This is a genomic window from Methylobacterium sp. WSM2598, assembly GCF_000379105.1.
Taxonomy (GTDB): domain Bacteria; phylum Pseudomonadota; class Alphaproteobacteria; order Rhizobiales; family Beijerinckiaceae; genus Methylobacterium.
Map to the genome: position 1 here is coordinate 6807039 of NZ_KB900609.1, position 9348 is coordinate 6816386.

Annotated in this window: 10 protein-coding genes; 5 read left to right on the forward strand and 5 right to left on the reverse strand. The window is 74.9% G+C overall.

Annotated elements, in window-relative coordinates; all coding sequences use genetic code 11:
* Window positions 1-557 precede the first annotated feature (557 nt).
* Window positions 558-1985, forward strand: a complete 1428-nt coding sequence (gene pyk / locus MET2598_RS0131685; protein WP_018263571.1) for a pyruvate kinase — start codon at window positions 558-560, stop codon at window positions 1983-1985.
* Between the two features lie 82 nt (window positions 1986-2067).
* On the opposite strand, the gene MET2598_RS0131690 is transcribed toward pyk, so the two are convergent.
* Window positions 2068-2748 (reverse strand): cell wall hydrolase, encoded by a 681-nt coding sequence (locus tag MET2598_RS0131690; RefSeq protein ID WP_018263572.1) that lies wholly within the window; start codon window positions 2746-2748, stop codon window positions 2068-2070.
* A gap of 243 nt (window positions 2749-2991) precedes the next feature.
* On the opposite strand from MET2598_RS0131690, the gene MET2598_RS0131695 reads away from it, so the two are divergent.
* The 3 genes from MET2598_RS0131695 to MET2598_RS0131705 all read left to right on the forward strand — a co-directional run bounded on the left by MET2598_RS0131695 (window position 2992) and on the right by MET2598_RS0131705 (window position 4707).
* Window positions 2992-3510 (forward strand): hypothetical protein, encoded by a 519-nt coding sequence (locus tag MET2598_RS0131695; RefSeq protein ID WP_012335821.1) that lies wholly within the window; start codon window positions 2992-2994, stop codon window positions 3508-3510.
* 520 nt (window positions 3511-4030) lie between these two features.
* The gene (locus MET2598_RS42450; RefSeq protein WP_012335820.1) at window positions 4031-4201 is read left to right on the forward strand and encodes a hypothetical protein; all 171 of its coding nucleotides are present in this window, start codon (window positions 4031-4033) and stop codon (window positions 4199-4201) included.
* Between the two features lie 8 nt (window positions 4202-4209).
* Entirely contained in the window at window positions 4210-4707 is a 498-nt protein-coding gene (locus MET2598_RS0131705; RefSeq protein WP_012335819.1) for a peptide deformylase, read from the forward strand.
* A gap of 88 nt (window positions 4708-4795) precedes the next feature.
* On the opposite strand, the gene MET2598_RS0131710 is transcribed toward MET2598_RS0131705, so the two are convergent.
* On the reverse strand, window positions 4796-5680 hold the full coding sequence (locus MET2598_RS0131710) for a dihydrodipicolinate synthase family protein (protein ID WP_012335818.1): 885 nt from the start codon (window positions 5678-5680) through the stop codon (window positions 4796-4798).
* Window positions 5681-5716: 36 nt separating this feature from the next.
* Entirely contained in the window at window positions 5717-6058 is a 342-nt protein-coding gene (locus MET2598_RS0131715) for a hypothetical protein (protein ID WP_018263573.1), read from the reverse strand.
* Between the two features lie 123 nt (window positions 6059-6181).
* On the opposite strand from MET2598_RS0131715, the gene MET2598_RS0131720 reads away from it, so the two are divergent.
* Window positions 6182-6883 (forward strand): SDR family oxidoreductase, encoded by a 702-nt coding sequence (locus MET2598_RS0131720; protein ID WP_026191037.1) that lies wholly within the window; start codon window positions 6182-6184, stop codon window positions 6881-6883.
* A gap of 423 nt (window positions 6884-7306) precedes the next feature.
* Here MET2598_RS0131720 and MET2598_RS0131725 read toward each other — a convergent pair whose 3' ends face one another.
* Both MET2598_RS0131725 and panE read right to left on the reverse strand, forming a co-directional pair.
* The gene (locus MET2598_RS0131725; protein ID WP_012335815.1) at window positions 7307-7822 is read right to left on the reverse strand and encodes a hypothetical protein; all 516 of its coding nucleotides are present in this window, start codon (window positions 7820-7822) and stop codon (window positions 7307-7309) included.
* 472 nt (window positions 7823-8294) lie between these two features.
* Complete coding sequence (gene panE / locus MET2598_RS0131730) at window positions 8295-9239, reverse strand: 2-dehydropantoate 2-reductase (RefSeq protein ID WP_012335814.1); 945 nt, start codon at window positions 9237-9239, stop codon at window positions 8295-8297.
* Window positions 9240-9348 lie beyond the last annotated feature (109 nt).

Here is a 9348-nt window from a genome sequence, read left to right on the forward strand (position 1 = left end):
AGCCAGCCGTTGCCCTCACTGTCGGCGGCACGAGGAGGTCCGCCCATGCGCCGCTTCCGGCTCGCCACGCCCACCCCGTCCGGGGCGGCATACCTGTCGGGGAGTCGGCGCCGGCGGGCAGGCCGCATCCGGGCCCTCGCGGCGCCGGGGGCGCCGCGAGGGCCCGGATGCGGCCCGAACTCCGCCAGATGCCGCAAGGCCTTGCGGCGCAGCGGCGCCCTCCCGCCGGCGGCGCGGCGCGGCGCCTGCCGCCCGGTCACGCCCCCGCGCGGAGAGGTCCGGCGCCGCGCGCGACGGCGGGGCGCGCCGCTCCCCGGCGCGGTGCGGGAGCGGGAGGCGCGAGCGCGCCATCACAGGCGCGTGAGCGGTCGCGGCCGGCGGCGTCATCTCGTACCAATTGGCGAGACGGCCGGGCCGAAACGACCCACCGTCCCGGTTCGGCCGGGCGGTGATTCGGACCTCGACCCGGCCGCGCCCGCCCCCTCGCGTCCCGCGGCCGGACCCGCGCCGCGCCCCGAGGCGCCGGCGCCTCGATCGCCACGCACAGGAGCTTCGCCATGCGACGCCACCGCCACGCCAAGATCGTCGCCACCGTCGGGCCGGCGAGCGCCGCCCCGGAGCGCCTGCGGGCGCTCTTCCTCGCCGGGGTCGACACGTTCCGGCTGAACTTCTCGCACGGGAGCCACGACGACCACGCCCGGGTCTACGCGGCGATCCGCGCCCTCGAGAGGGACACCGGGCGACCGATCGGCGTCCTGCAGGACCTGCAGGGGCCGAAGATCCGGCTCGGCACCGTCGCGGGCGGGCGCCTGGCCCTGGAGGCGGGCGAGGCCGTGCGCTTCGTGCGCGAGGGAGAGGCCGGCGGCGCGGACGCGATCCCGCTGCCGCATCCCGAGATCTTCGCCGCGGTGACGCCCGGCCAGGACCTGCTCATCGACGACGGGCGGGTGCGCGTGCGGGTGACGGGCGTGACGGACGAGCGCCTCGACGCCGAGGTGGTGACGGGGGGCGTCGTCTCCGACCGCAAGGGCGTGAACCTGCCGGGCACCGTGCTGGCGCTCTCCCCCCTGACCGCGAAGGACCGGGCCGACCTCGCCTTCGGGCTCGACCTCGGCGTGGACTGGGTCGCCCTCTCCTTCGTGCAGACGCCCTCCGACGTGATCGAGGCGCGCGGGCTGATCGGCGGCCGGGCCGGGCTGATGACCAAGATCGAGAAGCCCTCGGCGCTGGAGCACATCGAGGACATCGTGCGGCTCTCGGATGCGGTGATGGTGGCGCGCGGCGATCTCGGGGTGGAGTTGCCGCCCGAGGACGTGCCGGGCCGCCAGAAGGAGCTGGTGCGCGCCTGCCGCCACGCGGTGAAGCCGGTGATCGTGGCGACCCAGATGCTCGACTCGATGGTCTCGGCCCCGAGCCCGACCCGGGCGGAGGCGTCGGACGTGGCGACCGCGGTCTATGACGGCGCCGACGCGGTGATGCTCTCGGCCGAGTCGGCGGTCGGCCAGTACCCGGTCGAGGCGGTGGCGATGATGGACCGGATCATCCGCCGCACCGAGCAGCACCGGCTCTACCGCTCCCTCGTGGCGGCGAGCGAGCCGGAGGTGGAGGACAGCCCGCCCCACGCGGTGGCGGCGGCGGCCGCGGGGCTCGCCGACGCGATCGACGCCAAGGCGATCGTCGCCTTCACGTCGAGCGGCACGACGGCGGCGCGCATCGCCCGCAAGCGGCCGCACGTGCCGATCCTGGCGATGACGCCCGATGCCGGCGTGTCGCGCCGCCTCAGCCTGTACTGGGGGGCGCACAGCGTCCTGTCGGACGACGTCTCCTCCTACGAGCAGATGGTGGCGCGGGCGGCCGAGATGGCGGGCCAGGAGGGTTTCGCCCAGAGCCCCGACCTGATCGTGGTGGTGGCCGGCATCCCGTTCGGCACGCCGGGCACCACCAACAACCTGCGGGTGGTGGAACTCGGCCGCGCCGGAGGGTGAGGGCCGGCCTGCGGGCCGCAGGACGCCGTGCGCAAGGGGGGCGGTCGGCGGCCCGAGCGGGCGGGGCGCCCGCCGCGCCGGCTCAGCCCCGGTCGATCCGCGCCTCGGCGGCGGCGACGCGGCAGACGTTGCGGGCCGGGCCCAGTTCGGCGAGCGGCGTCTGACCGGTCGCGCGGGCGACGCGGGTCGGGCGGGCCGGCAGGCGGGCCATCGCCACCTGCACGGAGGGGGACGGGGCGGCGGAGGGCATGCCCTCCCGCTCGCCGCGCGAGCGCTTCTCGTAGAAGGCGTTGCCGCCCGCCAGGGCCACGTAGTGCATGTTCCGGTAGGGGAAGCGCAGCCCCGCGGTGTGGAAGAACATCGCGCCGCCGACGCCGTCGTGGCGCTGGCCGGCGAGGACCGCGTCCGCGACCTGCTCGACCTTCTCGCGGTCCTGGTCGCGCATCGGCTTGCGCAGCACGCCGGCCGCGAACTGGCGCGGCTGGCCGACGACGCCGCAGATCGATTCCGGGTAGGAGGCTGCCTGCAGGCGGTTCATCACCACCGTGCCGACCGCGAGCAGCCCCTCGTCGCTCGACCGGTTGGACTCGAAATACATCGCGCGGGCGAGGCACTCGCGATCGGCGGCGGTCACCGCGGCGACGCGCTTCCCGTTCGGCAGCGAGCCGGTGGTCGCCACCCGGTCGAAGCCGGGAGCCAGGACGCCGCAGCCGCCCAGATGAGGCGCGCAGGCGAGAACCACCAGACCGGCGGCCAGAGACATCGATCGCGCTCGCGGCATGCACCCCCCGAAGCTTGCAGTCACGCTTTGGCACAAGCTCGACGGCAAATGTGGCAGAGGATTGGCAACGATCCGGCCAAGATGCCACTCTTTTGCCTTGACAGGCCCGTCTATGATTCGGCGCGGGGCCGGAGGCGGCGTCTCTTGCGCTGCGGCAAGCCTCGCCGCAGAGGTACGGACCGGCAGGGCGGCCGCCGAGGAGCTCCGCCGGGCGGAGGGACCCGCATGGTCGAGGACGAGGCGACGCTCCCGAAGGCGCAAGGTCCGGCGGCGACCGGCATCGCCTTCGCGGTGACCACGGCGGGGCCGGACGGCGTCACGCTCGCGGTCTCGTTCGGCCCGCGCACCTACCCGGTCCGGCTGAGCGCCGCCGAGGCCGCCGATCTCGGCCTCACGCTCATCGCCACCGCCTCGGTCTCCGCCGACCGCGACCACCCGGTCCCGCCCGGCACCGCGGTAGAGAATTGCTTCTTCCCGGTGCTGCGCTGGACGGCGGGCCGGCTCGCGCCGGAGCACCCCGCCCTCTCCCTCACGGTCGCGGAGGGGACCGAGATCGCCTTCGCGTTCAGCCCGGACGCCGCGCGCGGCTGCGCGCGCGACCTCGCGCGCAGCGCCCGCCCCTCCCTGCGCGAGCGCCTGCAGCGGACCCTGCCGGCCCTGCAGCAGGCCCTGCCGGCCCTGCGGCGCGCCTCGCAGGAGCTGCGGCAGGCGCTCCCGGCCCTGCGCCGCGGCCGCGCCCCGTGAGGCGGCGGGCGCCGGCCCGCAGGCCTGCCGCGCCAGACCAACGGTCCTGTCTCACGACCGTCGGTTCCGGTCTCGCATCGTCGTCACGCCATCGGCGTGCGTCGACGATCCGAGAGGGTCGACGGTCCGATGCGCCGGCATCCCGGGCCGTCGGGATCAGGGCGGAACTCGGCTCCTGGAGGCCGCTCGCCGGGATGCACGGCTGGGGAATGACGACCGGCCCGGGACGGCGCCGCAGCGGCATCGGTCAGGCCGGACCGGCGAAGGGGGCTGCCCGCGCATCGCCGATCCCCTAGAGCATTTTCCGACGAAGTGGATGCCGGTTCGTCGCAGAAAATGCGGCAAGATCAAAGATCGAGAGCAGCACCCGATTGCAACGTGATCGGGTGCTGCTCGAGAGGCTGTGATGGCCCGCAGACAGGTGTTGTGCGGGCCATAGCAGCCTCTAGAGGTGGGCTGCGCCCCGTCTACGGGCGCCCCGCCCTGGCAACGGGCGCCCCGCCCGCCCTGGAGAGCCGCCATGACCGTCGCCGTCTCCATCGTCTCGCTGCTCCTCGTCCTCTTCCTCATCAGCCGCGGGGTGCCCGGGCGGCAGCTCCTCGTCATCCTGGCGGTGACGGCGGCGGTGGTGCTGCTCATCGTCGGGGTCGAGCGGTCCGGCCTGTGGCCGGCCGAGCTGCACACCCGCTGAGCCGCCCCGTGGCGATCCTGCCCCTGCTGCGCTACCCGGATGCCTGCCTGCGGCGGGCGGTGCCGCCGGCCGCCCTCCCCGACCCGCGCGTCGCCGCCTTCGCGGCGGACCTCGCCGAGACGCTCGACGCGCATCGCGCGATCGGCCTCACCGGGCCGCATGTCGGGGCTTCGATCCGGCTCACCGTGATCCGGCTCGGGCCGGGAGCCCCGCTCATGACCTGCGTCAACCCGCAGGTCGTCCACGCCTCCCCCGAGACGGCGCGCCACCGCGAGGGCAGCGTGGCGATGCCGGGCGTCGACGAGGAGGTCGAGCGCCCGGCCCGGGTGCGGGTGCGCTACCAGGACCTCGACGGCACCGCCCGCGAGGTCGAGGCCGAGGGCTTCCTCGCCGCCTGCCTGCAGCACGAGATCGACCAGCTCGACGGCGTGTTCTGGACCGAGCGCCTGTCGCGCCTGAGGCGCGAGCGGCTGCTCAAGCGCTTCGCCCGCGCGGGGCGCTCCTGACCACCCGTCGGCCCCGGCCGGCGGCCCGGGCGGTAGGCCAAGGCGATCAGGCCAAGGCGATCAGGCCAAGGCGATCAGGCGAGTGCGATCAGGCGAGGGCGCCCGCGGCCCCGAGGATGCGGGCGAGGTCGGCGCGCGCCGCCTCGTCCAGGGCCGCCTGGGGCGGGACCGGGTCGCCGACCGCGAAGCCCTGCAGGGCGAGCCCGGCCTTGACGCAGGCCGCGAGGTTGTAGCGCGCGAAGGCCTGGTTCACCGCCCAGAGGTCGCGCTGGAGCGCCATGGCGCCGGCCCAGTCGCCCGCCCGCGCCCGCTCGTAGAGGGCGACGCTCTGGCGCGGCACCAGGCAGGCCGGCCCCGCCATCCAGCCGACGCCCCCGATCAGCATCACGCAGGCCGGGATGTGCGAGGAGGCGGCGAAGACCCGCATCCGCCCCTCGGTCTCGCTCAGGATGGACAGGAGCCGCCCGGTATTGGTCGAGGCGTCCTTGATGTAGCGGATGTTGCCGACCCGGGAGAGCCGCCGGATCAGCGGCAGCGACAGGTCGGCGCGCTGGAAATGCGGGTTGGTGTAGAGCACGACCGGCCCGTCCACCGCCGCCGCGATGGCGGTGAAATAGGTCTCGATGCCGTCGTCGGGCACCGGGAAATAGGCCTCCAGGGTCGCCATGACGCCGTCCGCCCCGCGCTCCATCACGGCGCGGGCGAGGGAGACCGCCTCGGCCGTCGCGGTCGCGGCCACGCCCGCGATCACCGGCACCCGCCCCGCCGCCGCCTCGACCACGGTCTCGACCACGGCGAGCTTCTGCGCGGGGGTGAGGTAGGCGAACTCGCCGGTCGAGCCGAGGGGCGTGAGGCCGTGCACGCCGGCCGCGATCAGGTGCTCGACGAGGTCGGCCAGCACCGGGCGCATCACCCGGCCCTCCGCGTCGAGGGGCGAGACGAGGTAGGGGAAGACGCCGTGGAGGTCGCGCATCGGCTCGGGTCCGGGGCGGGAGGGACGGGATCGGGATCAGCCGCCGAGCTGCCGGTTGCAGGCGGAATAGTAGCCCCCGCCCCGGGCGGTCCAGCGCAGGCCGCCATTGCCCCGCCCGGCCGCCCGGTTGGCGCGGTACTGGTCGAGGCAGGTCAGGCGCCGGGCGATGCCGGGCGAGCGGTCCGCGTAGGCCGGCGCCACGGCGGCGGGGAAGCGCAAGGCGGCGGGTGCCGCGGGCGGCGGCACCGGCACCGAGGGCAGGTTCGAGGCGAAGGGGTTCGTCACCAGCGCGCCCTGGGCGGCGGCCGGCTGCGCGACGGAGATCGCCAGGGTGGCGAGCGGGAGGGCGGCGAGCGGGAGGGCGAGACGGCGCGTCATGGCGCCCATTCTACGGCAGGGCGCGGCGCCGCGGGAGCGCCGGCCGGCTTTGACCCAGCGCCGCCCCCGCTCCAGGGTGGGGCGGGGCCGCGCCCGGGCGCCGGCCCGAACGGGAGCGAGTCGATGACCGAGAGAGTCGCCGTGGTGACCGCCGGAGGCAGCGGGATGGGGGCGGGGGCCGCGCGGCGGCTCGCCGAGGAGGGGTTCCGCCTCGCGATCCTGTCCTCGTCCGGCCGCGGCGAGGCGCTGGCGGCGGAACTCGGAGGGGTCGGCGTGACCGGCTCCAACCAGTCCAACGACGACCTCGCGCGCCTCGTCGACCTCGCGATGGCGCGGTTCGGGCGGATCGACGTCCTGGTCAACAGCGCCGGGCACGGGCCGCGCGCCCCGATCCTCGACCTCTCCGACGAGGAGTGGCACCGCGGCATGGAGGTGTATTTCCTCAACGTGGTGCGCCCGACCCGCCTCGTCACGCCGATCATGCAGCGCCAGGGCGGCGGCGCGATCGTCAACATCTCGACCTTCGCGGCCTTCGAGCCCGATCCGGCCTTCCCGACCTCGGGCGTCTTCCGGGCCGGGCTCGCCGCCTTCGCCAAGCTGTTCGCGGACCGCTACGCCCCGGAGAACATCCGCATGAACAACGTCCTGCCGGGCTTCATCGACAGCCTGCCGGAGAGGCCGGAGCGGCGCGCCAGCATCCCGCTCGGCCGCTACGGCACCGTGGCGGAGGTGGCCGAGGTCGTCGCGCTCCTCGCCACCACGCGGGGCGGCTACATCACCGGGCAGAACATCCGGGTCGACGGCGGGCTGACCCGCGCCGTGTGACGCGAAGAGGCCCGCCGGGGCGACCGACGGGCCTTGTGGGCAGGGGCCACGCCCCAGGGTTGCCGGTATCTTGGGGTCGGCGCGGTTAGGATGCCGTCTCGGCCCGCGCCGGATCTGACCGCCCTGGAGCCACTATCCCTGTCGGATCTGGTCCGGCGGCGTGTCCTCGCCGCTTTCGGCCGTGCGGGTCGCCTGAGGGTGATGGCCGTGAGCGCACATCGCTGACCTCCTCTCGTCGACTTCGACCCGGTCATGCTGCGCCCGTTCGGGGGCGCGGGTCAAGCGGCCAGTGAGCCGGCTCACACCGGCGCTGATGGCTCATGACCGCCGGTTCCGCCCTCGCATTTCTCGCCACGCCTCCGGCCCGGGGTCGCCCCTTCGAGAGGCGCGACGGCCCGGTCCGTCGGCATCCTGGGCCGTGCATCACACCACGTGCAGGATGGCGTCCTTCACCACGCGGGCGACGATTTCGCAGGTGAGCTCGCTCGCGGCCGCGTGGGTGACCTGGCGGTCGTCGCGGTCGTGGTCGAGGGCCGGGTCGCAGGCGCTGGCGAGGAAGTAGCCGGCATCCGTGATGCTCATCACGTAGACCGGCGAGGCGCGGCCGCTGCCGCGGTTGATGAGCATGAACTGCGTGTAGGCCTGCTCGAAATCCGGGCGGCCGCGCAGGGAGGGCCCGCGCTCGACGAGGACGCCGCAGGGGGCGAGCTGGGCGGCGGCGGCTTCGAGCACCTCGGCGGCGATGCCCTTCAGCAGGGCGACGCGCCGCAGGTCCTCGGGCGAGAGCGGCGCGGCGGGGGCGGGCGCCGCGGCCGGCTCCTCGGCGGCGTGGCGCTTGCGGCGCTGCTCCTCGAAGAAGGACGCGAAATCCGACAGCACCGCCGGCGCGCAGCAGGGCGACGGGGTGGCGGCCTCGACGCGGGGCTCGCTCTCGGCCATCGCGACTCTCCCAGATCCCAACCGGCCCAAACGCCGCGGAGCTTAGTTCGGATGCGCGCTGCGGCAAGCGACCGCGGCAGTCATGTCGACGGCCCAGGGTGCCGACGCATCCGGCCGTCGGCCCTCTCGACGGGTCGACCCCGAGCCGGAGGCTTGGCGACCCCTGCGCATCATTCCGCCGGCCGGGACCGGCCGGTGCCGACGTGGCCACCGGTTCGGCGGCGAACCGAAGCACCGCGTCAGCGAAACATGATGCGACACCAACAGACCAAGCAGGATGGCCCCATGCAACTTTGCTTGGAGAACGGAACCGATGGTCATGAGAGATGACCGTTCGTGTCATACGGGATCCGCTTGATCGAAGCGGATCCCGGATCACCAGCCCGCGCGGCGCCTGAGCGCGGCGCCTGAGCGACGCCGACATCCGCATGGCCGAAATCGGAGATGGCGAAGCCATCAACCGGATGGCGTATCAGGCGCGGGCCTCCTGACGGGCGCGCCGCCGCTCGTAGGTCTTGAGATGGGTGAGCACCGTGTCGAGATGCGGGAAGGGCGCCTCGGGCGCCCCGGCGCGGCCGCGCCGCAGCAGGTCGCCGACGATGTGGTCGGCCTCGATGGCGGCCCCCTTCTCGATGTCGCGCAGCATCGAGGCGGTGAAGGCGGAGCCCTCGGCCGTGAGGGTGCCGCGGCTGGTCTCCAGGAACTTCTCGCGCGGGGCGTAGCCGGCCTGCGCGGCGATGCGGCGGCACTCGTCGAGGAGGCCGAGCATCAGCGCCCGCCCCCCCGGCGCCCCGACGATGTCCCCGACCGTGCCCCGCATCAGGCAGGTCCCGCCCGCGAGCGTCGCGAGGAAGACCCACTTCTCCCACATCTCCAGCAGCACCTTGTCGGTGAGCCGGGCCGTGAAGGTGGCGTCCCGCATCAGCGCCGCGACCGCCTCGACCCGGGCCGAGCGCGTCCCGTCCCGCTCGCCGAAGGTGAGGCTGTGCAGGTCGCTCATCTGCACGATCTCGCCCTCCGGGCCGAGCGTCGCCGCGATGGCGCAGGAGCCGCCGAGCACGCGCGCGGGCCCGAAGCGGGCGTCGAGGGCGTCGAGATGGGCCATGCCGTTGAGGATTGGCAGGATCGCGGTCCCGGGCCCGACCGCCGGGGCGAGGTCCTCGATCGCGCCGGCGAGGTCGTAGGCCTTGCAGCTCAGGAGCACGAGGTCGTAGGGGCCGGGAATCGCGCCGGCCGTGACGGTCGCCGGGGCCGCCAGGTGCGCGTCGCGCACCGGGCTCTTCACGGTGAGGCCCCGGGCGGCGAGGCGCGCGGCGCGCGCGGGCCGCACCAGGAAGGTCACGTCCCGCCCGGCCTCGGCGAGCCGCGCCCCGAAATAGCCGCCCGTCGCGCCCGCCCCGACCACCAGAACCCGCATCGCGCCTCTCCCTGGAGCCTTGCCCGACGAGGCCGCGACCGGTTCGTCGGACGAGGCGGCCTCGTCGATGACCGCGAGCGGGATCCGATCGCCGCGTGGCCGGATCCCG